The sequence below is a fragment of the Streptomyces asoensis genome, assembly GCF_013085465.1.
GTDB classification, from domain to species: domain Bacteria; phylum Actinomycetota; class Actinomycetes; order Streptomycetales; family Streptomycetaceae; genus Streptomyces; species Streptomyces cacaoi_A.
On record NZ_CP049838.1, the window covers coordinates 2,578,851 to 2,601,235 of the forward strand.

Below are 22,385 nucleotides of genomic sequence, written 5' to 3' on the forward strand. Positions count from 1 at the left end.
AGCCCGCTATGAGAGGACCCGAACCCATGGCCGATGCCCCCACCGGCAAGGTGACCTTCGTCGGTGCCGGCCCCGGCGCCGCCGACCTGCTGACGTTCCGTGCCGCGCGTGCCATCGCCGACGCCGACGTCGTGATCTGGGCCGCGAGCCTGGTCCAGGCGGAGGTCCTCGAGCACGCGCGCGAGGGCGCGGAGATCCTCGACTCGGCGACCATGTCCCTGGAGGACGTCGTCGCCGTGTACGAGCGGGCCCGCCGGGAGGGGCTGAAGGTCGCCCGCATCCACTCCGGCGACCCCGCCCTCTGGGGCGGTACGCAGGAGCAGCTCGACCGGTGCGAGGAGATCGGCGTCGAGACCGAGATCGTGCCCGGTGTGTCCTCCTTCTCGGCCGTCGCCGCGCTCGCCCGGCGCGAGCTGACGATCCCCGAGGTCGCGCAGTCGGTCGTCCTCACCCGGCTCGGCGGTGGCAAGACGCCGATGCCGCCCGGCGAGGAGGTGCGGGAGTTCGCCAAGCACGGCACGACCATGGCGATCTTCCTGTCCGCCGCGCGCAGCGGTCAGCTGGTGCGGGAGCTGCTGGAGGGCGGCTACCCGACCGCCACCCCGGTGGTCATCGCCTACCAGGCGACCTGGCCGGAGGAGCTGGTCGTGAAGTGCACGATCGAGACGCTGGAGGAGACCGTCAAGGAGCACAAGCTCTGGAAGCACACCCTCTTCCTGGTCGGCCCGGCCCTCGACGCGCACGGCACCCGCTCGCACCTGTACCACCCCGGTCACTTCCACGGCTATCGCAAGGCCGACCCGGAGGCCCGCCGGGCGCTGCGGACACGGGGTGCCAGTACGTGAACCGACCGATCACCGGCCGACCGATCACCGTCGTCGGTACGGGCACGGGGACGGCGCCCGGCGAGGAGGTCCTCGCCGGCGCCGAGCTCGTCGTGGGCGGACGGCGTCATCTGGACGCCGCGGGGCTGCCCGCGACCGTCGAGCGGATCGTGCTCGGTCCGCTCGCGCCGGCCCTCGACGCCATGGAGGAGTACGTCGGCAAGGACCGGCGCGTGGTCGTGCTGGCCTCCGGCGACCCCGGGTTCTTCGGGATCGTACGGGCGCTGGCCGAACGGTTCGGGGCGCACCGGCTGGACGTCCGGCCCGGTGTCTCCTCCGTGGCCACCGCCTTCGCACGGCTCGGGCTGACCTGGGACGACGCCGTCGTCGTCAGCGCGCACGGGCGCGATCCACGGACGGCCGTCAACGTGTGCCGGGCGCACCCGAAGGTCGCCGTCCTGACCGGGCCGGGCGCCGGACCCGCCGAACTGGGCGCCGCGCTCGCGCGCAGCGCGCCCGGGCGGGTGCTCGTCGTGGCCTCCGCGCTGGGCGACCCGTCGGGCGAGCACGTGGAGCGCGTCTCCCCCGACGAGGCCGCCGGACGCGACTGGGGTACGACGGTGAGTGTCGTCCTGTGCCTGGACGAGGCACGGACGCTCGGTCCGGTACGGACGCTGGCCGGGCCCGGGGTCCGGCCCGCCGGGTGGGCGCTGGACGAGGGCGACTTCGCCCACCGCGACTCGATGATCACCAAGTTCGAGGTGCGGGCGCTGGCCCTGGCCCGGCTCGGGCCGCGCTCCGGCGACCTGGTCTGGGACGTGGGCTCCGGATCGGGGTCCGTGGCCGTGGAGTGCGCGCGGCTCGGCGCCGCCGTCAGCGCCGTCGAGAAGGCGGCGGACGGGGTCGCACGGATCCGCGCCAACGCCGAGGCGCACGGCGTCGACGTGCACGTGGTGCACGGCAGCGCGCCCGACGCGCTGGCCGGACTCGACGATCCCGACGCCGTGTTCGTCGGCGGGGGCGGGCGCGAACTGCCCGCCATCGTCGGCGGGTGCGCGCGGCGGGCCCGGCGGACCGTGGTCGTCGCGATGGCCGCGCTGGACCGGGTCCCGGCGGTACGCGCCGCGCTCGGCGACGCCGGGTTCGACTGCGACGGTGTGCTGCTGCACTCCTCACGGCTCGCGCCGCTGCCGGGTGACGTGACCCGGCTGGCCGCGACCAATCCCGTTTTCCTGCTGTGGGGTGTCAGAAACGCCGTCGGCGCGCACCCTGTTCATCGAGAAGGAGTAGCCCTGTGATCGGCCTCATTTCCGCCACCGCGGCGGGGGCGGCGGCGCGCGACCGGCTGGCCGCGGCCTGGCCGGACCGCACGCGCGTGTACGACGGCCCGGTCGGGGACGCCGTCCGGCGGGCGTTCGCCGAGTGCGAGCAGCTCGTGTGCTTCCTGGCGACCGGGGCGGTCGTCCGGCTGGTCGCGCCCCTGCTGTCCGACAAGACGTCCGACCCGGGTGTGGTGTGTGTCGACGAGGCCGGGCGGTTCGCCGTCCCGGTGGTCGGCGGGCACGCCGGCGGCGCCAACGAACTCGCGCTGGCCGTCGGTGAGTTGCTGGGTGCGCAGCCGGTGGTGACCACGGCCACGGACGCCGTCGGCATCCCCGGTCTCGACACGCTCGGCCTTCCCGTGGAGGGCGATGTGGCCGGCGTGACGCGGGCCCTGCTGGACGGCGAGCCGGTCGCGCTGGCCGCCGAGGTGGCGTGGCCGCTGCCGCCGGTGCCGTTCGCGGAGCGGGGGTCGTACACCGTGCGGCTGACGGATCGTGCGGTCGCGCCCGCGTCCGGGGAGGTGCTGCTGCGTCCGCCGTCGCTCGTCGTCGGTGTCGGCGCGTCCAGGGGCGCCCCGGTCGACGAGGTGCTCGACCTGGTCGAGGGCGTGCTGCGGGAGGCGGGACTGTCCGTCCGGAGTCTCGCCGAGCTCGCCACCGTCGACGCCAAGGCGGACGAGCCGGGCATCGTCGAGGCCGCCCGGCGGCTCGGCGTGCCCGTGGTGACGTACTCCGCCGAGGAGCTGGCGGGCGTCGAGGTGCCGAACCCGTCCGACGCGCCGCTCGCCGCCGTCGGCACACCGTCCGTGGCGGAGGCGGCGGCGCTGATCGGCGGGGGCGAACTCCTGGTCCCCAAGCGGAAGTCGGAGCGCGCGGACGGGCGGCCCGCGATGGCCACCTGTGCCGTCGTACGGCGCCCCGCGCGCGGGCGGCTCGCGGTCGTCGGGCTCGGGCCCGGCGCCCGGGACCTGCTGACGCCGCGCGCGAAGGCGGAGCTGCGGCGCGCCTCGGTGCTCGTCGGCCTCGACCAGTACGTCGACCAGATCCGCGACCTGCTGCGGCCCGGCACCCGGATCCTGGAGTCGGGGCTCGGCGCCGAGGAGGAGCGGGCCCGGACCGCCGTCGAGGAGGCCCGGCGCGGGCAGAGCGTCGCGCTGATCGGCAGCGGGGACGCGGGCGTGTACGCGATGGCCTCCCCCGCCCTCGCCGAGGCGTCCGACGACATCGACGTGGTCGGGGTGCCGGGGGTGACCGCCGCGCTCGCGGCCGGTGCGATCCTCGGCGCGCCGCTGGGCCACGACCATGTGTCGATCAGCCTGTCCGATCTGCACACGCCGTGGGAGGTCATCGAGCGGCGGGTGCGGGCGGCGGCCGAGGCGGACATCGTCGTCACCTTCTACAACCCCCGTTCCCGGGGCCGCGACTGGCAGCTCCCCAAGGCGCTCTCGATCCTCGCCGAACACCGGGAGCCGACGACACCGGTGGGTGTCGTGCGCAACGCCTCGCGCCCGGACGGCACCGCGCGGCTGACGACGCTCACGGAACTCGACCCGGCCTGGGTCGACATGATGACGGTCGTGACCGTGGGCAACACGGCGACCCGGAACATCGCGGGGCGCATGGTGACGCCCCGCGGCTACCGCTGGCAGGAGAACTCCCCGGAGAGCTCCCGGGAAGGCTCCCAGGAGGGCGCCCTGTGAACCGTGTGGTCCATCCCATCGAGCAGGAGTCCTTCCGGCGGCTGCGTGCCCGCCTGGACACCTCGCACTTCGCGCCGCTGAGCCGGGCGGTGGTGGAACGGGTCATCCACTCCGCCGCCGATCTGGAGTACGGACACGATCTCGTGCTGGACGAGGGCGAGTTGACGAAGGCGCACACCGCGCTGCACGCCGGGGCGCCGGTCGTCGTCGACGTGGAGATGGTGGCCGCGGGGATCACCCGGCGGGAGACCGTCTGCCGTCTCAAGGACGCCAGGTCCGGCCCCGGTCTCACCCGGTCCGCCCACGCGATCCGGCTGGCGTACGAGGAGGTCGGGCCCGGCGCCCTCTGGGTGATCGGCTGCGCGCCGACCGCCCTGGAGGAGCTGCTGACGCTGGACGCCTCCCCCGCGCTGGTCATCGGCCTGCCCGTCGGCTTCGTCGGGGCGGCCGAGTCGAAGGCCGCGTTGCGCGAGAGCGGGCTGCCCGCCGTGAGCAACGTGTCCGAGAAGGGCGGGTCGGCGGTCGCCGCCGCCGCGCTCAACGCCCTGCTGTACACCCCCCTTTCGCCCTCCGAGGAGAAACAGTGATCACCCCGCCGCCCGCCCTGCTCATCGCCGGCCATGGCACCCGGGACGAGGCCGGAGCCGAGGCGTTCCGTGACTTCGTACGGGAGTTGGGCCGCCGCCACCCCGAACTGCCCGTCGCGGGTGGCTTCATCGAGCTGTCCCCGCCGCCGCTGGGCGACGCGGTGACGGAACTGGTGGAACGTGGCGTACGGCGGTTCGCCGCCGTACCGCTGATGCTGGTCTCCGCCGGGCACGCCAAGGGCGACATCCCCGCGGCGCTGTCCCGCGAGAAGGAGCGGCACCCGGGGATCTCCTACACGTACGGGCGTCCGCTGGGCCCGCACCCGGCGCTGCTGAAGGTGCTGGAGCGGCGGCTGGACGAGGCGCTGGGCACCGTGGGACGCACCCCCGAGGATCTGGCCGACGTGACCGTGCTGCTGGTCGGGCGCGGGTCGACGGACCCGGACGCCAACGCCGAGGTGTACAAGGCGGCGCGGCTGCTGTGGGAGGGACGCGGATACGCCGGCGTGGAGACCGCGTTCGTGTCGCTGGCCGCGCCGGACGTGCCGAGCGGGCTCGACCGGTGCGTGAGGCTGGGGGCGAAGCGGATCGTCGTGCTCCCTTACTTCCTGTTCACCGGGATCCTGCCCGAGCGGGTACGGCACCAGACCGAGGGCTGGGCGGCCGCGCATCCGGAGGTCGAGGTGCGCTCGGCCGACGTCATCGGTCCCGAGCCGGAGCTGCTCGACCTGGTGATGGAGCGGTACGAGGAGGCCGTCAAGGGCGACCTGCGGATGAACTGCGACTCGTGCGTGTACCGGATCGCGCTGCCGGGCTTCGAGGACAAGGTGGGGGCGCCGCAGCAGCCGCACTTCCACCCGGACGACGAGGGCCACCACCACGACGGCCACCACCATCACGGCCACGCGCACTCCCATGCGCACTGAGGGACCCGCCGACGGGCCCGCCGAAGAACACGCCGACGGCCACGACCTGCGCCACCACGGGGACGCCGAGGTGCGCGACGACGGCTCGGCGCTCGTCGACCTCGCGGTGAACGTCCGCGCGGACACCCCTCCGCGCTGGCTGCGGGAGCGCGTCGCCGCGTCCCTGGGCGGCCTGGCGGCCTACCCGGACGGGCGGGCCGCGCGGGCGGCGGTCGCGGCGCGGCACGGGCTGCCCGTCGAGCGGGTGCTGCTGACGGCGGGTGCGGCGGAGGCGTTCGTCCTGCTGGCGCGCGCCCTGAAGGTCCGGCGGCCCGTCGTCGTGCACCCGCAGTTCACGGAGCCGGAGGCGGCGCTGCGGGACGCCGGGCACAGCGTGGACCGGGTGGTACTGCGCGCCGAGGACGGCTTCCGGCTGGATCCGGCGGCCGTTCCGGAGACGGCCGACCTGGTGGTCATCGGCAATCCGACGAACCCCACGTCGGTGTTGCACCCGGCGGAGACGATCCGGCGGCTGGCCCGGCCCGGACGGACGCTGGTGGTCGACGAGGCGTTCATGGACGCGGTGCCGGGCGAGCGGGAGGCCCTCGCCGGACACACGGACGTGCCCGGCCTGGTGGTGCTGCGCAGTCTGACCAAGACCTGGGGGCTGGCCGGGCTGCGGATCGGCTACGTGCTCGCCGCCCCGGAGACCGTCGCCGACCTGGAGCGGGCACAGCCGCTGTGGCCGGTGTCCACGCCGGCGCTGGTGGCGGCGGAGGCGTGCATGGGGGCACAGGCACTGGCGGAGGCCGCCCACGCCGCCCACCGCGTCGCCGCGGACCGTGCGCATCTCGTGGCCGGTCTCGAGGAGTTCGCCGTCGACGGGGTGCGGGTCGTGGGGCCCGCGGAGGGGCCGTTCGTCCTGGTGCGGCTGCCCGGGGCCGACGCCGTCCGCCGGCAGCTGCGCAGCCTGGGCTTCGCGGTCCGGCGCGGTGACACCTTCCCGGGGCTGGACGAGGAGTGGCTGCGGCTGGCGGTCCGGGACCGGGTGACGGTGAACCGTTTCCTCCAGGCGCTGGACCAGGCGTTGGCCCTGACTCGGGGATGAGGGCGGGGTACGGACCCGGGCGGGACGTCCCGGGTCCGTACCCCGCGCTCCGTCCGGTCAGCCGCGGCGGCGGGCCAGTACCACCGCTCCCCCGCCCGCCGCCAGCAGCGCCACCGCGCCGCCCGCGATGTACGGGGTCGTGGAGCTGCCGCCGGTCCGGGCCAGGTCGGCCTGGGCGGGCGCGCCCTGTGCCTTGACGTCACCCGCCGGGGCGGCGCTCGGCTCGGCGGCCTGCTCCTGTCCCTGGTCCTGTTCCTCGCCCTGCTCCTGTCCCTGGTCCTGTTCCTCGCCCTGCTCCTGTCCCTGGCCCTCACCCTGGTCCTGGTCCTGGCCCTGGTCCTGGCCCTGGTCCTGGCCCTGCTCGGCGGGGGCTTCGCAGGTGGCCTTCGCGAGGGTCAGGGTGCCTGTCACCTCAGGCGACGTTGAGGCTCAACGGGTTGACGGAGACGGTGAGTTCGAGGGCGGTGGCGGCGGCCGTGCGGGAGGTGGTCTCGCGCTTCGACAGGTCCAGGCGGACTTCGCCCACGCCCGGTACCTTCACGTCCGTCGTGCCGCCGGTGCTGACCGACACCTTCTGTGTCACAGCGCTTTCAGCTCACCACCGTGCCGTTCAGTACCACCCGGCGCGGTGCCGCCAGCACCCGCACGTCGGCGCGCGGGTCCGTCTCGTAGACCACCAGGTCCGCCGGAGCACCCTCGACCAGACCGGGGCGCCCGAGCCACTCGCGCGCGCCCCAGGTCGTCGCCGAGAGCGCCGCCAGCGGCGGGATGCCCGCCGTCACCAGTTCAGCGACCTCCGCGGCCACCAGACCGTGCGGCAGCGTGCCGCCGGCGTCCGTGCCGACGAAGACCGGGATACCGGCGTCGTAGGCGGAGCGGACCGTGTCGTAACGGCGTTCGTGGAGCCGGCGCATATGGGCCGACCAGCGCGGGAACCGGGACTCGCCGCCGGCCGCGAGACCCGGGAAGGTGGCGATGTTGACGAGGGTCGGCACGATCGCCACGCCTCGTGACACGAACAGCGGGATCAGCTCGTCCGTCAGGCCCGTCGCGTGCTCGACGCAGTCGATGCCCGACTCGACGAGGTCGCGGAGCGAGTTCTCGGCGAAGCAGTGCGCCGTGACCCGCGCGCCCAGGCGGTGGGCCTCCGCGATGGCCGCCTCGGCCGCCTCCCGTGGCCAGCTGGGGGCCAGATCGCCCACCTCGCGGTCGATCCAGTCGCCGACCAGCTTGACCCAGCCGTCGCCGCGCCGGGCCTCCCGCGCGACGTACACGACCAGGTCGTCGGGCTCGACCTCGTGCGCGTAGCCGCGGATGTAGCGGCGGGTGCGGGCGATGTGCCGGCCCGCGCGGATGATCTTCGGGAGGTCCTCGCGGTCGTCGATCCAGCGGGTGTCCGAGGGCGAGCCGGCGTCGCGGATCAGCAGGGTGCCCACCTCGCGGTCGGTCAGCGCCTGCTTCTCGGCGACGTCCGGGTCGACCGGGCCGTGCGCGCCCAGGCCGACATGGCAGTGGGCGTCGACCAGGCCGGGCAGCGCCCAGCCCTCGACGGTCCGCACGTCGCGGGCGCCGACGGGACGGTCGTAGGAGATCCGGCCGTCGACGACCCACAGCCCGTCGCGGACTTCGTCGGATCCGGTCAGGATCCGGCCCTTCACGTGCAGCACCGCGCGATCGCTCATGCAGTGCACCCTAGCTACTGCCCCGGCTCGCCCTTCCGGTCCCCCACCTGGCCACCCACCTGGTCGGAGGCGCCCTCCCCGTCTTCGGCCAACTCGGCCATCGCCGGGTCGAGGAGGCGGGAGAGGAAGTGACGGGTGCGCTCGTGGCTCGGGTTCCCGATCACCTCGGCCGGGGTGCCGTCCTCCACGATCACACCGCCGTCCATGAAGACGACCCGGTCGGCGACCTCGCGGGCGAAGGTCATCTCGTGGGTGACGACCATCATCGTCATGCCCTCGTCGGCGAGCATCCGCATGACCGCGAGGACATCGCCGACCAGCTCCGGGTCGAGCGCCGACGTCGGCTCGTCGAACAGCATCACCTCGGGGCCCATGGCCAGCGCGCGGGCAATCGCGACGCGCTGCTGCTGGCCGCCGGAGAGGGAGGCGGGGTAGGCGGCCGCCTTCTCCGACAGCCCCACCCGCTCCAGGTTCTCGGCGGCCACCCTCCCCGCCTCCGCCTTGCCGCGCCTGAGCACCCGGCGCTGCGGCAGCGTGAGGTTCTCGGTCACCGACAGGTGCGGGAAGAGGTTGAACTGCTGGAAGACCATCCCGATACGGCGGCGGACGGCGTCGATGTCGACGTCGGGGTCGGTGAGTTCGGTGCCGCCGACGAAGACCTGGCCCTTGGTGGGCTCCTCCAGCAGGTTCACACAGCGCAGCAGCGTCGACTTGCCGGAGCCGGACGGGCCGATCACACAGACGACCTCGCCCTGGCCGATCTCCAGGTCGATGCCGCGCAGCACCTCGTTGGTTCCGAACGACTTGTGCAGGTCGCGGACTTCGATCTCCGGTCGGCTCATTTCACGGCCTCCTGGGCCTTGGCCTCCATGCGCCGCACGACGAAGCCGAGCGGGATGGTCACCAGCAGGTAGCACAGGCCGGCGACCAGGATCGGCGTGGAGTTGGCGGTCGTGCTGGCCAGGTCACGGCCGTACTTGGACAGTTCGCGCTCCTCCAGCGTCACCCCGAGGAGCAGGACCAGGGAGGAGTCCTTGAAGAGCATGATCAGCTCGTTGGTGAGCGGCGGGAGGATGATCCGGAACGCCTGCGGGATGATGACCGAGACCATCGCGCGGGCGGGCGAGAAGCCCAGCGACCGGGCCGCCTCCAGCTGTCCCTTGGGGACGGCCTGGATGCCCGCGCGGAACGTCTCCGCCATGTACGCGGCCCCGATCAGGCCGAGCCCGAGGGCCGCCTTGCCGTAGGTGCCGCCGACGATCTCCGTGCCGGGGAAGGCCAGCGGCACGGCCACGCCGATGAAGACGAAGATCAGCAGGGCGGGCAGACCGCGGAAGATCTCGATGTAGACACCGGCCACCCAGCGGTACGGGCCCACGGAGGACAGCCGCATCAGGGCGATGACCAGACCGAGCACCAGGCCGAGGACGAAGCCGGACGCCGTGTACAGCACGGTGTTCTTCAACGCCAGCGTGATGACGTCCGGGAACATCTCCTTCGCGATGTCCCACTGGGCGAACTGGTTCTTCAGCCTGCCCCAGTCCGCCGTGACCGCGAAGACGATCACGGCGGCGCCGAAGACGACGTACTGCGCGCCGCGCGAGAGGCTGCGCTTCTGCCGCCGGGTCAGGCCCTTCTTCTTCGGTTGGAGTCGTACGTCGCTGTCGGCCATGGGGTCAGGAGGCCGAGGCGGCGGCCGACGGGGACGCGGCCGACGCGTCGTACGGACCGATCCACTTCTCGTACAGCTTCTTGTAGGTGCCGTCGGCCTTCGCGTCCGCCAGCGCCTTGTTGATCGCGGCGACCAGCTTGGTGTTGCCCTTCTTCACCGTGAAGCCGTACTGCTCACCGGTGTTGAGGTTGTCGACGACCTTGAAGGCGTCGGCGTTGGCCTTGTCCTTCAGCCAGCCCTGGACGACCGGGAAGTCGATGATGACGGCCTTGACCTGGCCGGTGCGCAGACCGTTGAGGACGGCGTCGGAGGACTCGAAGGAGACCGGGTCGAAGCCCTGCTTCTTGGCGTAGTCCTCGCCGGTGGTCTGCGCCTGGGCGCCGAGCTTGACGTCCTTGGACTTCACGTCGGCGAGCGAGGTGACACCCGCGCCCTTGTCGACCAGGACGGCCTGGGTGGCCTCGAAGTACGGGTCGGAGAAGTCGACGTTCTTCTTGCGCTCGTCGGTGATGGTCATGCCGGCCGCGGCCAGGTCGCACTCGCCGGAGTTCAGGAAGGCACCGGTCTTGAAGTTCTCGAACGGCGTGTCGAGGATCTCCTGCTTCACGCCCAGGTCCTTGGCGGCCAGGTCGATCAGGGCCACGTCGAAGCCCTGCACCTTGCCGTCGATCTCCGACTGGAAGGGCGGGTAGGGCAGATGGGTGCAGGTGGTGAGCTGGCCCGCCTTGACGAGCTCGACCCCGCCGGCGGCGGTCTTGGAGCCGCTGCCGCCGTCATCGGTGGAGGTGCAGGCGGCGACGAGCATCAGCCCGGCCGTCACGGTGGTGGCGGCCAGGACGCGGGTCCGGCGGCCGGGGAGGGTGTTCACGGCGGGCCTTCCTGTAAGGGAACTGTGGGTTCCGATTATAAGGAGAAGTTTGAGGCTCTCAAATCAAACTGATGGTTACGGGGCCGCGCGACCTACGAAGTCACCGGTGGGGAGGACGAGGGGGGTGGGACACGTGCCGGTTAGTCTCGTCACCTCTACCCCGTGAGTGAAGAGAGCACCGCCGTGACACACCCGTTCCTGGACCTCGCCCCGCTGAGTGCCGCACGCTTCGCCTCGATCGAGGACCGGGTGGCACGGCTGCTGGACACCCGGCAGGACGTCGTGATCATGCAGGGCGAGGCGCTGCTGCCGCTCGAGGGCGCGATCCGCGGTACGGCCGGTCCGGGCACGACCGCGCTGAACGTGATCACCGGTCCGTACGGGCAGACCTTCGGGGACTGGCTGCGGGACTGCGGCGCCACGGTGATCGATCTGGCGGTGCCCTTCCACACGGCGGTGACGGCCGCGCAGATCCGGGAGGCGTTCGCCGAGCACCCCGGGATCGACTTCGTGTCCCTGGTGCACGCGGAGGCGGCGACCGGCAACACCAACCCGGTCGCGGAGATCGGCGAGGTGGTGCGGGAGCACGGCGCGCTGTTCTACCTGGACGCGGTCGCCTCGATCGGCGCGGAGCCGGTGCTGCCGGACGCGTGGGGCGTGGACCTGTGCGTGATCGGCGCGCAGAAGGCGATGGGCGGCCCGGCGGGCGTCTCGGCGGTGTCGGTGAGCGAGCGGGCGTGGGCGCGGATGGCCGCGAACCCGAGGGCGCCGCGCCGGTCGTACCTGTCCCTGCTGGACTGGAAGGAGCGGTGGGTCGACGGCGGTCGCAAGGCGCTGCTGCACGCGCCGGCGCAGCTGGAGATGCTGGCGCTGGAGGCGTGCGTCGAGCGGATCGAGGCGGAGCGGCCGGAGACGGTGATGGCGCGGCACGCGTCCGCCGCCGCCGCGACGCGCGCGGGTGCGGTCGCGCTGGGCGGCGGGCTGGAGCCGTATGTGCGTGACGCGGCGGAGGCCGCGCCGGTCGCCACGACGCTGCGGACGCCGTCGGGGGTGGCGGCGTCGGAGCTGGTGGCCCGGGCGCTGGCGAGCGACCCCGCGCTGCCGCTGGCCGCGGGTGGGGGCGCGCTGGCCAAGGAGATGATCCGGGTCAACCACTACGGGGGCGACGCGACCGTCGGCGTGGTGCAGGGGTGTCTGGCGGCGTTGGGCGCCGCGCTGGCGGAGAAGGGGCTGGACGTCGACCTGGAAGGGGCGCGGCGGGCCGTGGAGGGCGTCTGGCGGTAGGTGCGCCGGTTCGCCGCCGGTTCGCCGCCGGACCGACTGACGAGACCCGTTGTCGGTGCCGCCTGTCATGCTGCCCCGCATGACCACCGACACTCCCCTCACCCTCCCCGACGGCCGCCCCGTCCCCCTGCTGACCGGTGACGAACTCCCCATGCTGGAGAGCTGGTTGGCGTTCCACCGGGCCACGCTCGAGCTGAAGTGCGCGGGGCTGGACGACGAGCAGCTGCGGCAACCGGCGGCCGAGCCGTCCGAGTTGACCCTGCTCGGTCTCGTCCAGCATCTCGCCGAGGTCGAACGCAACTGGTTCCAGCGGGCGTTCGCCGGGCTCGACGTGCCGCCCGTCTTCGGGGAGGAGACCGGGTACGTCCTCGACTCCGGGCGGGGCCTCGGCGAGGCGCTGACCGTCTGGCGGCGGGAGATCGCGCGCGGGCGTGAGCTGATCGCCGGGCGGCCGCTCGAGGCCACCGGGCGGATCGCCGACGGGCCGATGGCCGGGCTCGAGGTCAGCCTGCGCTGGGTGCTGATCCACATGATCGAGGAGTACGCCCGGCACAACGGCCACGCGGACATTCTCCGGGAGCGTATCGACGGGGTTACCGGAGCCTGAATTCCAGGTAATTCGCGAATTCCCGTCGAGTCCCCGTCGAGTTCCCGTCGGGCCTTTTCTCGGCTTCCTTCTCGACGATCTTCTCGACCATAGGTTTCCTGAGTTCTTCTGCCCGGATTCCCCGCACCTAAACGCGGGGAATTTCGGGCAGGTTTCGAGTGCGTGACGCATTGCACAAGCAGGGCGATATGCCCCATTCGCGGGGTGCAAAAGCGGATGAAACGGCAACCCATCCCGGTGGCATCACGGAATCACCACGGCCTCTCCATGCGTTTTTGAATTTCCCTGGGTAAGTTCAATCCGCATGACTGCCGCACAAGCAGACCTACGTATCGACCGCCCGTCGGTGGAAGACGGCGCAGCGCTCTGGCGTCTCGCGAAGGAATCCGGGACGCTCGACCTGAACTCGTCCTACAGCTATCTGCTGTGGTGTCGCGACTTCGCCGCCACCTCGGCGGTGGCCCGCGCGGAGAGCGGCGAGCCGATCGGGTTCGTCACCGGGTACGTACGGCCGGAGGACCCGCAGACCCTGCTGGTCTGGCAGGTGGCCGTCGACGCCGCGCACCAAGGCCGCGGCCTCGCCGCCGCCCTGCTGGACGGGCTGACCGCGCGGATCGCCGCCGAACGCCCGCTCACCGCCGTGGAGACCACGATCACGCCGGGCAACACCGCCTCCGAGCGGTTGTTCACCTCGTACGCCGACCGGCACGGGGCGACCGTCACCCGTGAGGTGCTGTTCGACGCCGGTCTGTTCCCCGACGGCCCGCACGACCCCGAGGTGCTGTACCGGATCGGCCCCCTCGCCTTCTGACCCGCCCGCCCCGCCTCCGCCCGCCTCTCCTTCCGACCCCCACTCCGAGGAGCGTTTCGTCGTGACCATCACCCAGCCCGACCTCAGCGTGTTCGAGACCCTCGAGTCCGAGGTGCGCAGCTACTGCCGCAGCTGGCCCGCGGTCTTCGACCGCGCGCAGGGCAGCCGTATGTACGACGAGGACGGTCACCGCTACCTGGACTTCTTCGCCGGTGCCGGATCTCTCAACTACGGTCACAACAACCCCGTGCTGAAACGGGCGTTGGTCGACTACCTGATGCGGGACGGCGTCACGCACGGGCTCGACATGTCGACCGTGGCCAAGCGGACCTTCCTCCAGACCTTCCAGGATCTGGTGCTGCGGCCGCGCGACCTGCCCTACAAGGTGATGTTCCCGGGCCCGACCGGCACCAACGCCGTGGAGTCGGCCCTGAAGCTGGCGCGGAAGGTGAAGGGACGCGAGGCCATCGTGTCGTTCACCAACGCCTTCCACGGGATGTCCCTCGGGTCGCTCGCCGTGACCGGCAACGCCTTCAAGCGGGCCGGTGCCGGGGTACCGCTGGTGCACGGCACGCCGATGCCGTTCGACAACTACTTCGAGGGCCAGGTCCCCGACTTCCTGTGGTTCGAGCGGCTGCTCGAGGACCAGGGGTCCGGCCTCAACAAGCCCGCCGCCGTGATCGTCGAGACCGTACAGGGCGAGGGCGGCATCAACGTCGCGCGTCCGGAGTGGCTGCGGGCGCTCAAGGCGCTGTGCGAGCGCCAGGACATGCTGCTGATCGTCGACGACATCCAGATGGGCTGCGGGCGCACCGGGGCCTTCTTCTCCTTCGAGGAGGCCGGGATCGTCCCGGACATCGTGACCGTCTCCAAGTCGATCAGCGGCTACGGACTGCCCATGTCGCTCTGCCTGTTCAAGCCCGAGCTGGACGTGTGGGAGCCGGGTGAGCACAACGGCACCTTCCGCGGCAACAACCCGGCCTTCGTCACCGCCACCGCGGCCCTCGAGACGTACTGGGCCGACGGGTCCGCGATGGAGAAGCAGACCCGGGCTCGGGGTGAGCAGATCGAGCAGGGGCTCATCTCGATCACCGAGGAGAACCTCGCCGACGTCAAGGAGTACCGCGGCCGCGGTCTGGTGTGGGGCCTGGAGTTCCACGAGAAGGCGCGGGCCGGACGGGTCGCCGAGCGAGCGTTCGAGCTCGGGCTGCTGATCGAGACGTCGGGTCCGGAGAGCGAGGTCGTCAAACTGCTGCCGGCCCTGACCATCACCCCCGAGGAACTGGACGAGGGCCTCAGCGTCATCGCCCGCGCCGTACGGGAGACCGTCTGACGCCCTCGGGCACCTGTCCCTTCCCCCTACCTAGGAGGCATCGCACCACCGTGATCGTCCGTTCGTTCAAGGACATCGAAGGCACCGACCGGCATGTGCGGGCGGCGTCCGGCACCTGGGAGAGCAAGCGCATCGTGCTCGCCCAGGAACGGGTCGGGTTCTCGCTGCACGAAACGATTCTGTACGCGGGCACCGAGACGTCGATGTGGTACGCGAACCACATCGAGGCCGTCGTCTGCGTCGAGGGCGCGGCCGAACTGACCGACCACGAGACCGGGCGGACGCACACCATCACGCCCGGCACCATGTACCTCCTCGACGGGCACGAGCGGCACACGCTCCGCGTCAAGGAGGACTTCCGCTGCATCTGCGTGTTCAACCCGCCCGTCACGGGGCGGGAGGACCACGACGAGAACGGCGTGTACCCCCTGTTGACCGAGCCCGAGGAGGTGTAAGCATCGTGACCACCCTCACCGATCTCTACCCCACCCGTGGCACCACCGAGGTGTCCGTACCCCGCCAGGACCCCGTCGTCTGGGGCTCCCCCGACACGCCGGGCCCGATCCCGGCGGCCGGCCTCCAGGAGTACGAGCGCGACGGCTTCCTCGCCGTCGACCAGCTGATCAGCGACGACGAGGTCACCGTCTGCCGACGGGAGCTGGAGCGGCTGGTCGCCGACCCGGAGATCCGGACCGACGGGCGGTCGATCGTCGAGCCGAAGTCCAAGGAGATCCGCTCCGTCTTCGAGGTGCACAAGCTCAGTCCCGTGTTCGCCGCGCTCGTCCGCGACGAGCGGGTCGTGGGGCGGGCCCGGCAGATCCTGGGCTCGGACGTGTACGTCCACCAGTCGCGGATCAACGTCAAGCCGGGCTTCGGGGCAGGGGGCTTCTACTGGCACTCCGACTTCGAGACCTGGCACGCCGAGGACGGTCTGCCGAACATGCGGACGGTGTCCGTGTCGATCGCGCTGACCGAGAACCTGGAAACCAACGGCGGGCTCATGATCATGCCGGGCTCGCACCGGACGTTCCTCGGCTGCGCCGGGGCGACGCCCGAGGACAACTACAAGAAGTCGCTCCAGATGCAGGACGCGGGCACGCCGTCGGACGAGGCGCTGACCGCGATGGCCGGCGACTACGGCATCAAGCTGTTCACGGGCAAGGCCGGTTCGGCGACCTGGTTCGACTGCAACTGCATGCACGGGTCCGGCGACAACATCACTCCGTTCCCGCGCAGCAACGTGTTCATCGTGTTCAACAGCGTGGAGAACACGGCCGTGGAGCCGTTCGCCGCGCCGGTCCGCAGGCCTGAGTACATCGGCGCGCGGGACTTCACACCCGTGCGGTGAACCGTCTTCCCCCCGCCGGCCGCGTCGGCAGGCCCGGACGCCCCCACCCGGATCGGGTGGGGGCGTCCGGGCCTGCCGGGCGTCGGGAGCCTCAGGCCGACAGAGCGTTCAGCAGACGGTCGACGTCGGCAGGCGTGTTGAACAGGTGGAAGGAGGCGCGCAGATGGCCGGAGCGGTCGGAGACCTGGATGCCGGCGGCGGCCAGCTCGGGCTGGCGGAAGCCGAGTCCGGGCACCGAGACGATCGCGGAGCCGGGCGCGTCGACGGGGCGATGACCGAGCCCGGCGAGTCCGGCGCGGAAGCGGTCGGCGAGGGAGAGGTCGTGGGCGCCGATCGCCTCCACGCCGAGTTCCTCGACCAGTTCGAGGGAGCGGCGCAGTCCGGCGTAGGTGAACAGGGCGTGGGTCAGGTCGAACCGCCGTGCCGAGTGGGCGAGTTCGGCCACCGGGCCGTAACAGCTGTCCCAGGGCTTTTCGCCGGCCACCCATCCCGCGAGGACCGGTGACAGCCCGCCGAAGTCCTCCGGGACCACCAGGAAGGCCGCACCGTGCGGGCCGAGCAGCCACTTGAAGGAGACGGCGGCGGAGAAGTCGTGGGCGTCGGCGTCCGCCGGAAGCCAGCCGGCGGACTGCGAGAAGTCGACGTAGGTGCGGGCGCCGTGCGTCCGGGCCGCCTCCCGCAGGGCGGGCAGGTCGGCGATCCGGCCGTCGGCGGACTGGGCGGCGCTCACCGCGACCAGCGCCGTGCCTGGGCGGACGGACTCGGCGATCCGCTCCAGCGGCACGGCGCGGACCTTGAGGTCCCCGCGGACGTGGAACGGGTTGAGCACGGAGGTGAAGTCGTCCTCGGCGGTGAGCACTTCCGCGCCCGCGGGGAGCGCGGCGGCGATCACACCGGTGTGCGCGGCGACCGAGGCGCCCAGCGCCACCCGGGTGACCGGGACGCCGGCCAGCCGGGCGTACGCGGCCCGGCATGCCTCCACGTCCTCGTACAGCGGGGTCAGCGGTCTGCCCTCGGCGCGCAGTACCGCCGCCTCGTGCAGGGCGGCGACCGTACGGGCCGGCAGCAGGCCGTTGCTCGCCGTGTTCAGGTACGTGGTCTTCGGGGTGAACTCGGCGCGGACGAGGCTCTCGAAGGTCTCCATGGGTCCACTCTGCGACCCCGGGAACCCCTCGTCCATTGCCGATCTTTACGTGATTCCGCTAAGGAGAACTTATAGATCGGCTCTCACCTGCGGGTTTCACTGCTGCGGGACCGCGCATCCGTCCGGGCCGCAGGCCTCCGCGCCGCCGTCGTCGATCAGCTTCAGCGGGGAGCGGTCGCCCCAGGCCTGGGTGAGGGCCTGGGTGAAGACCTCGGCGGGCTGGGCCCCGGAGACGCCGTAGGCGCGGTCGAGGACGAAGAAGGGCACGCCGTTGGCACCGAGCTGGGCGGCCTCGCGCTCGTCGGCGCGGACCTCGTCGGCGTAGCGGGCAGGGTCGGCGAGGACCTCGCGGGCGGCCTCGGCGTCGAGACCGGCCTCGGCGGCCAGTTCCACGAGCCGCTCGTCGCCCTCGGAGAAGACGGACCGCTCCTCGGCGAAGTTCGCCCGGTAGAGGATCTGGATCAGCTCGTCCTGCCGACCGTGCTCCTTGGCGAAGTGCAGCAGGCGGTGCATGTCGAAGGTGTTGCCGTGGTCGCGGTCCCGGGTGCGGTAGTCGAGGCCCTCGGCGGCGGCCTGGGCGCCCAGGTTCTCCTCGCCGGACTGCGCCTGCGCCTGGCTCATCCCGTACTTCTTGGTGAGCATGGCCAGTACGGGCTGGACGTCGCCCTTGGCGCGGCCCGGGTCCAGCTCGAAGGAACGGTGCACCACCTCGACCTGGTCACGGTGCGGGAAGGCCTCGAGCGCCTTCTCGAAGCGGGCCTTGCCCACGTAGCACCAGGGGCAGGCGATGTCGCTCCAGATCTCGACGCGCATGTCTCGGCTCTCTCCAGGTCGTGCGGCTGGTACGGAGCTCCCCCGCGGGAGGTCCGCACGGAGGTTCCCTCCGGCGAGTGCATGAACGTTCAAGCAGGGCGTTTCATTCCCCGGTCGTTCCCCGCTCCTTCCCGGGTCGTTCCCCGGGCACCGCGTACCTCAGCCAGAGGTGGTGGTCGCCCTCGGCGGGCGGGTTCTCCGGGTCCGGGCTCCAGCCCTGCCGGGCGTAGAAGGCCTGGGCCCGCCGGTTGTCGACGTGCACGTCGAGTACGGCCGTGTGCCGCCCGTCCGCCCGCCACTGCTCGACGCAGGCCGTGTGCAGGGCCGTACCGATCCCCGAACGCCAGTGGTCGGGGTCGACATGGAACTGGAACAGCTTGACCGTGTGCACGGGCGCGCCCTCCGGCGTACGGAAGGACGCGAGGCCGACGAGCCGTCCCTGCTCGACGACGCACAGCACATGGCCGTCGGGCCGCTCGATGGCCGAGCGCCAGGCGGCCAGCCAGTCGGTGCCGTCCTGCGGGGCACCGTCGGGGTAGTACGTCGCCCGGGCGCGCGCGTGCAGCGCGACGACCCTCTCCGCCTCGGCGGGGACGGCGGTGCGGATCACCCGGTGTCCCATGACACGATCTCCGATCATGCAGGAGAGGACGAGCGGGCCCTCTTTGCGGTTCCGGCCGGCTAGCTTCCGTCGCGCAGGTCGTCCGGCCACTCGGTCCTGAACTCGAGATGGTCGTACGTCACGACGCACCCCTCGCCCATCGGCGACTGCGTCATGAAGCCGACCAGGGCCGCGCCGGTCTCCTTCTCCTCACCCAGCGTGAACAGGCGGACGAAGGTCCACCGTCTGCCGTCCCGGGAGGCGTGGAAGGCGAAGGCACGACCGGTCCTGCTCACCCGGAGCCAGACCGAACTTCCGTCCACGGTGAAGGAGTTGGCGTCGTCGGAGTGTCCCCGGGTGACCACCGTGCAGACGGTGGCCACGTCCGGGGAGTACTCCAGACACAGCTTGGCCCAGGCCCGCTCGCCCACGTGGACGTACAACACCCCCGCGTCGAAGGCCGAGTTGAACCCGACGGTGACGCGTGCGATGAGCTGGAAGTCGCCCTCCGGCGCCCCCAGCAGCCGGGGCGCGTCGGCGGCGGATTCCACGCCGTCACCGGTGGGCGGCACGAACCGGTCCTGCCGGGCCCCGGCCCACCCGGTGAGCACCCCGTCCTCATGGAACCAGTGCCCGTCGGGTCCGTAAGTACGGAGGGGAAAGGGCAGTTCGGGAAGCGAGACGTCCATGACCTCATCATCTCAGGGGAGCCGCGCCCCGAGGGGCGCGGGCCTGCATCGATGTGCGGCTCCGCCGCGTGGGCGCGACAAGCCACGACGGACGTGCACGCACCGATCCACCGCACCCCACGACGGCACCCGAGCGGAGCGCTACCGCTCCAGACGCCCGTTGAACCGGCGAGGCAGCCCCAGCTCGTTCTCGTCCCGCAGCTCCACGGGCAGCAGCGCCGCGGGAGCGTTCTGGTAGGCGACCGGCCGCAGCCACCGCTCGATGGCCGTCCCGCCCACAGAGGTGGACGTGGAGGTGGTGGCCGGGTACGGCCCGCCGTGATGCTGGGCCGGCGCGACGGCGACACCCGTGGGCCAGCCGTTCACCAGCACGCGTCCGGCCAGCGGGGTCAGCTCGGCGAGGATCTCCCCGCCCCGGCCCTCGCCCGCGGCCTCCCCCTCGGACAGCTGGACGGTCGCCGTGAGGTTTCCGGGCAGGCGCGACAGCACCGCCTTGACCTCGCCCTCGTCGTCGTAGCGGACCACGACGGTGACCGGCCCGAAGCACTCCTCGAGGAGCAGGTCGTGCGCGCCCTCGGCGGCCAGCCGGGAGGCCGGCACGGTCAGGAAGCCCGCGCTGACGGTGTGCTCCCCGCCCGCACCGGGTGTCACCGGCGACTCCACGTCGGGCAGCTCGGCCCGCTCGGCGACCCCGGCGATGAAGTTGTCGCGCATCCGGTGGTCGAGCAGCACGCCCGCGTCGGTGTCGCTCACCGCGTCCGTGAGCGACTTGACCAACCCGTCGCCGGCCGCGCCGGACGGCACCAGGACCAGCCCCGGCTTCACACAGAACTGGCCGACACCCAGCGTCATGGACCCGGCGAGGCCGGTGCCGATCGCCTCGGCCCGCTCGGCCGCGGCCGCCTCGGTCACCACGACGGGGTTCAGCGACCCCAGCTCGCCGTGGAACGGGATCGGCACCGGACGGGCCGCCGCCGCGTCGAACAGCGCGCGCCCGCCCCGGATCGACCCGGTGAAACCGGCCGCGGCGACCAGCGGGTGCTTGATCAGCTCGACGCCGGCCTCGAAGCCGTGGAGCAGACCCAGCACACCCGCCGGGATGCCGTGCTCGGCGGCGGCCGTGCGCAGCACCTTGGCGACCAGCTCGGACAGGCCCGGGTGGTCGGGGTGGGACTTGACGACGACCGGGTTGCCCGCCGCGAGCGCGCTGGCGGTGTCACCGCCCGCCACGGAGAACGCGAAGGGGAAGTTGGACGCCGAGTACACGGCCACCACCCCGAGCGGCACCTTGTAGCGGCGCAGGTCGGGGATGGGCGGGGTTGCGGTGTCGTCGGGGTGGCTGATGACGACGTCGAGGAACGCTCCCTCGTCGACGATGTCGGCGAACGCGCGCAGCTGGTAGCAGGTGCGGGCGAGCTCGCCGGTCAGCCGGACCGGGCCGAGCGCGGTCTCGGCGTCGGCCACCTCCACGAGCGTGTCCTTGGCCGCCTGGAGCCGGTCGGCGGCGGAACGCAGGAAAGCGGCGCGGACGGTACGGTCGGCGAGGAAGCCGCGCGCCTCATGGGCGGCGCGGACGACGGCGTCGACCTCCTGGGCCGTGGCCTCCACCGCAACCTGCTCACGCTGCTTCCCGGTTCGGGGGTCGACACTCCAGACTGGTGCTGCTGCCACCGCGGGTCCCTCCACGCTTGGTTCTGACCACGTTTGGTACTGGCTCATCCACCAGGGTCGTTCGATATACTGAACGCTGTCTCTGATGATGAATATGCTGTCGGAGAGTATTTCCCGTCGAACGAAGGGGTCAAGGGCGATGTCGGCTGGCGAGACGGGGGGCGGGGCGCAGGTCAAGTCCGCGGTGCGGACGGTTGAGCTGCTGGAATACTTCGCCGGCCGCCCCGGAATGCACTCTCTGGCGTCGGTCCAGGAGGCCGTCGGCTATCCCAAGTCCAGTCTCTACATGCTGCTGCGCACGCTGGTGGAGCTGGGCTGGGTGGAGACGGACGCGACGGGCACGCGGTACGGCATCGGGGTACGGGCGCTGCTCGTCGGCACCTCCTACATCGACGGCGACGAGGTGGTCGCGGCCGCCCGCCCCACCCTGGACCGGCTCTCGGACGACACCACCGAGACCATCCACCTGGCCCGGCTCGACGGCACGAACGTCGTGTACCTCGCCACCCGCCAGTCCCAGCACTACCTGCGCCCCTTCACCCGGGTCGGACGCCGCCTCCCCGCCCACTCCACCTCCCTGGGCAAGGCGCTGCTGAGCACCTACACCGACGAGCAGGTCCGCAAGCTGCTGCCGGAGACGCTCCCCGCGCTGACCGAGCACACGATCACGGACCGCGAGAAGCTCATCGAGGAGCTGCATCAGATCCGCGAGCAGGGCTTCTCGGTGGACCGCGAGGAGAACACGCTGGGCCTGCGCTGCTTCGGCGTGGCGATCCCGTACCGCACGCCGGCCCGGGACGCGATCAGCTGCTCGGTGCCGGTGGCGAGGCTCACCCCCGCGCACGAGCAGCTGGTGAAGGACGCGCTGTTCGACGCACGCGACCGGCTCACGCTGGCCACCCGTAGGCTCTGAGGCATGCTGATCTCCCTGCGCCAGGTCCACGACAGCGATCTGCCGGTGTTCTTCCGGCAGATGAACGACCCCGAGTCCCTGCGGATGGCCGCGTTCACCGCGAAGGATCCGGCCGACCGGGACGCGTTCGACGCCCACTGGTCGAGGATCCGCGCCTCGTCCGCCGTGCCGCGCACGATCCTGGCCGACGGGGACGTCGTCGGCAGCGCGGCGGTGTACGGGGAGCCGGGCGAGCGCGAGGTGACGTACTGGGTGGACCGCGCCTACTGGGGCCGGGGCATCGCCACGGAGGCGCTGCGGGCGCTGGTGTCCGAGGTCCGGGAACGGCCGCTGTTCGCGCGGGCGGCGGCCGACAACGCGGGCTCCCTGCGGGTCCTGGAGAAGTGCGGCTTCCGGTCCACCGCCCGGGCCACCGGCTACGCGAACGCGCGGGGCGGGGAGATCGAGGAGATCGTGCTGCGGCTGGAGACCTGAGCCCCGCCGGAGCGCACGGACCCCGGGTG

At 72.1% G+C, this 22,385-nt stretch carries 23 protein-coding genes and 1 pseudogene; 14 read left to right on the forward strand and 10 right to left on the reverse strand.

The features are described 5' to 3' along the window. Positions 1–26 precede the first annotated feature (26 nt). Genes cobM through cobC form a run of 6 tightly spaced genes read left to right on the forward strand, consistent with a single transcriptional unit; the run spans position 27 to position 6,446 of the window. Entirely contained in the window at positions 27–845 is an 819-nt protein-coding gene (gene cobM, locus G9272_RS11510) for a precorrin-4 C(11)-methyltransferase (protein ID WP_054239231.1), read from the forward strand. Next, on the forward strand, positions 842–2,122 hold the full coding sequence (gene cbiE, locus G9272_RS11515; RefSeq protein WP_171396473.1) for a precorrin-6y C5,15-methyltransferase (decarboxylating) subunit CbiE: 1,281 nt from the start codon (positions 842–844) through the stop codon (positions 2,120–2,122). Before cobM ends, cbiE begins: the two co-directional genes overlap by 4 nt. Beyond that, positions 2,119–3,846, forward strand: coding sequence for a precorrin-3B C(17)-methyltransferase (gene cobJ / locus G9272_RS11520; RefSeq protein ID WP_171396474.1), 1,728 nt, complete (start codon positions 2,119–2,121; stop codon positions 3,844–3,846). The genes cbiE and cobJ overlap by 4 nt, the downstream gene beginning before the upstream one ends. Next, positions 3,843–4,433: a precorrin-8X methylmutase gene (locus G9272_RS11525; RefSeq protein ID WP_171396475.1), complete on the forward strand. Its 591-nt coding sequence runs from the start codon at positions 3,843–3,845 to the stop codon at positions 4,431–4,433. The genes cobJ and G9272_RS11525 overlap by 4 nt, the downstream gene beginning before the upstream one ends. After that, entirely contained in the window at positions 4,430–5,359 is a 930-nt protein-coding gene (locus tag G9272_RS11530; protein WP_171396476.1) for a sirohydrochlorin chelatase, read from the forward strand. The genes G9272_RS11525 and G9272_RS11530 overlap by 4 nt, the downstream gene beginning before the upstream one ends. Then, positions 5,349–6,446 carry an Rv2231c family pyridoxal phosphate-dependent protein CobC gene (cobC, locus tag G9272_RS11535; protein WP_171396477.1) on the forward strand — a complete coding sequence of 366 codons (1,098 nt, stop codon included), beginning with the start codon at positions 5,349–5,351 and terminating at the stop codon, positions 6,444–6,446. The genes G9272_RS11530 and cobC overlap by 11 nt, the downstream gene beginning before the upstream one ends. A 57-nt stretch (positions 6,447–6,503) precedes the next feature. On the opposite strand, the pseudogene G9272_RS11540 reads toward cobC, so the two are convergent. The 5 genes and pseudogenes from G9272_RS11540 to G9272_RS11560 all read right to left on the reverse strand — a co-directional run. Continuing rightward, a pseudogene (locus tag G9272_RS11540) lies at positions 6,504–7,011 on the reverse strand (LAETG motif-containing sortase-dependent surface protein); the annotation flags it as partial. Positions 7,012–7,036: 25 nt separating this feature from the next. After that, positions 7,037–8,128 (reverse strand): amidohydrolase family protein, encoded by a 1,092-nt coding sequence (locus G9272_RS11545; RefSeq protein WP_171396478.1) that lies wholly within the window; start codon positions 8,126–8,128, stop codon positions 7,037–7,039. A 14-nt stretch (positions 8,129–8,142) separates the two neighbouring features. Next, entirely contained in the window at positions 8,143–8,970 is an 828-nt protein-coding gene (locus G9272_RS11550; protein ID WP_171396479.1) for an amino acid ABC transporter ATP-binding protein, read from the reverse strand. Beyond that, positions 8,967–9,800, reverse strand: coding sequence for an amino acid ABC transporter permease (locus tag G9272_RS11555; RefSeq protein WP_171396480.1), 834 nt, complete (start codon positions 9,798–9,800; stop codon positions 8,967–8,969). The genes G9272_RS11550 and G9272_RS11555 overlap by 4 nt, the downstream gene beginning before the upstream one ends. Positions 9,801–9,804: 4 nt before the next feature. Then, positions 9,805–10,668, reverse strand: coding sequence for a transporter substrate-binding domain-containing protein (locus tag G9272_RS11560; RefSeq protein WP_171396481.1), 864 nt, complete (start codon positions 10,666–10,668; stop codon positions 9,805–9,807). 183 nt (positions 10,669–10,851) lie between these two features. On the opposite strand from G9272_RS11560, the gene G9272_RS11565 reads away from it, so the two are divergent. The 6 genes from G9272_RS11565 to thpD all read left to right on the forward strand — a co-directional run bounded on the left by G9272_RS11565 (position 10,852) and on the right by thpD (position 16,051). Next, positions 10,852–11,952: a pyridoxal-phosphate-dependent aminotransferase family protein gene (locus tag G9272_RS11565; RefSeq protein WP_171401943.1), complete on the forward strand. Its 1,101-nt coding sequence runs from the start codon at positions 10,852–10,854 to the stop codon at positions 11,950–11,952. Between the two features lie 79 nt (positions 11,953–12,031). Further along, a complete protein-coding gene (locus tag G9272_RS11570) occupies positions 12,032–12,559 on the forward strand; it encodes a DinB family protein (RefSeq protein WP_171396482.1) in 528 nt (175 codons plus the stop codon). Positions 12,560–12,863: 304 nt separating this feature from the next. Next, positions 12,864–13,370, forward strand: a complete 507-nt coding sequence (ectA, locus tag G9272_RS11575; RefSeq protein WP_171396483.1) for a diaminobutyrate acetyltransferase — start codon at positions 12,864–12,866, stop codon at positions 13,368–13,370. Positions 13,371–13,431: 61 nt separating this feature from the next. After that, a complete protein-coding gene (ectB, locus tag G9272_RS11580) occupies positions 13,432–14,703 on the forward strand; it encodes a diaminobutyrate--2-oxoglutarate transaminase (RefSeq protein ID WP_171396484.1) in 1,272 nt (423 codons plus the stop codon). 50 nt (positions 14,704–14,753) lie between these two features. Beyond that, the gene (locus G9272_RS11585) at positions 14,754–15,158 is read left to right on the forward strand and encodes an ectoine synthase (RefSeq protein WP_020130464.1); all 405 of its coding nucleotides are present in this window, start codon (positions 14,754–14,756) and stop codon (positions 15,156–15,158) included. A gap of 5 nt (positions 15,159–15,163) precedes the next feature. Then, positions 15,164–16,051 carry an ectoine hydroxylase gene (gene thpD / locus G9272_RS11590; RefSeq protein ID WP_171396485.1) on the forward strand — a complete coding sequence of 296 codons (888 nt, stop codon included), beginning with the start codon at positions 15,164–15,166 and terminating at the stop codon, positions 16,049–16,051. Between the two features lie 91 nt (positions 16,052–16,142). Here thpD and G9272_RS11595 read toward each other — a convergent pair whose 3' ends face one another. From G9272_RS11595 to G9272_RS11615, 5 genes are all read right to left on the reverse strand, one after another. Then, the gene (locus tag G9272_RS11595) at positions 16,143–17,195 is read right to left on the reverse strand and encodes an aminotransferase class V-fold PLP-dependent enzyme (RefSeq protein ID WP_171396486.1); all 1,053 of its coding nucleotides are present in this window, start codon (positions 17,193–17,195) and stop codon (positions 16,143–16,145) included. Positions 17,196–17,291: 96 nt separating this feature from the next. Continuing rightward, positions 17,292–18,008 carry a DsbA family oxidoreductase gene (locus tag G9272_RS11600; protein WP_171396487.1) on the reverse strand — a complete coding sequence of 239 codons (717 nt, stop codon included), beginning with the start codon at positions 18,006–18,008 and terminating at the stop codon, positions 17,292–17,294. Between the two features lie 103 nt (positions 18,009–18,111). After that, entirely contained in the window at positions 18,112–18,648 is a 537-nt protein-coding gene (locus G9272_RS11605; protein WP_171396488.1) for a GNAT family N-acetyltransferase, read from the reverse strand. Positions 18,649–18,689: 41 nt separating this feature from the next. Continuing rightward, positions 18,690–19,298 carry a DUF1349 domain-containing protein gene (locus tag G9272_RS11610; protein ID WP_171396489.1) on the reverse strand — a complete coding sequence of 203 codons (609 nt, stop codon included), beginning with the start codon at positions 19,296–19,298 and terminating at the stop codon, positions 18,690–18,692. 141 nt (positions 19,299–19,439) lie between these two features. Next, complete coding sequence (locus tag G9272_RS11615) at positions 19,440–20,969, reverse strand: aldehyde dehydrogenase (NADP(+)) (RefSeq protein ID WP_171396490.1); 1,530 nt, start codon at positions 20,967–20,969, stop codon at positions 19,440–19,442. A gap of 139 nt (positions 20,970–21,108) precedes the next feature. On the opposite strand from G9272_RS11615, the gene G9272_RS11620 reads away from it, so the two are divergent. Beyond that, a complete protein-coding gene (locus G9272_RS11620) occupies positions 21,109–21,882 on the forward strand; it encodes an IclR family transcriptional regulator (protein ID WP_020130471.1) in 774 nt (257 codons plus the stop codon). A gap of 3 nt (positions 21,883–21,885) precedes the next feature. Beyond that, positions 21,886–22,356 (forward strand): GNAT family N-acetyltransferase, encoded by a 471-nt coding sequence (locus tag G9272_RS11625; RefSeq protein WP_171396491.1) that lies wholly within the window; start codon positions 21,886–21,888, stop codon positions 22,354–22,356. Positions 22,357–22,385 lie beyond the last annotated feature (29 nt).

Coding starts and splice junctions, on each gene's coding strand:
- cobM (WP_054239231.1), top strand. CDS start 27: ATGGCCGATGCCCCCACCGGCAAGGTGACCTTCGTCGGTGCCGGCCCC.
- cobC (WP_171396477.1), top strand. CDS start 5,349: ATGCGCACTGAGGGACCCGCCGACGGGCCCGCCGAAGAACACGCCGAC.
- G9272_RS11545 (WP_171396478.1), bottom strand. CDS start 8,128: ATGAGCGATCGCGCGGTGCTGCACGTGAAGGGCCGGATCCTGACCGGA.
- G9272_RS11550 (WP_171396479.1), bottom strand. CDS start 8,970: ATGAGCCGACCGGAGATCGAAGTCCGCGACCTGCACAAGTCGTTCGGA.
- G9272_RS11555 (WP_171396480.1), bottom strand. CDS start 9,800: ATGGCCGACAGCGACGTACGACTCCAACCGAAGAAGAAGGGCCTGACC.
- G9272_RS11570 (WP_171396482.1), top strand. CDS start 12,032: ATGACCACCGACACTCCCCTCACCCTCCCCGACGGCCGCCCCGTCCCC.
- ectA (WP_171396483.1), top strand. CDS start 12,864: ATGACTGCCGCACAAGCAGACCTACGTATCGACCGCCCGTCGGTGGAA.
- G9272_RS11595 (WP_171396486.1), bottom strand. CDS start 17,195: ATGGAGACCTTCGAGAGCCTCGTCCGCGCCGAGTTCACCCCGAAGACC.
- G9272_RS11600 (WP_171396487.1), bottom strand. CDS start 18,008: ATGCGCGTCGAGATCTGGAGCGACATCGCCTGCCCCTGGTGCTACGTG.
- G9272_RS11605 (WP_171396488.1), bottom strand. CDS start 18,648: ATGATCGGAGATCGTGTCATGGGACACCGGGTGATCCGCACCGCCGTC.
- G9272_RS11610 (WP_171396489.1), bottom strand. CDS start 19,298: ATGGACGTCTCGCTTCCCGAACTGCCCTTTCCCCTCCGTACTTACGGA.
- G9272_RS11620 (WP_020130471.1), top strand. CDS start 21,109: ATGTCGGCTGGCGAGACGGGGGGCGGGGCGCAGGTCAAGTCCGCGGTG.
- G9272_RS11625 (WP_171396491.1), top strand. CDS start 21,886: ATGCTGATCTCCCTGCGCCAGGTCCACGACAGCGATCTGCCGGTGTTC.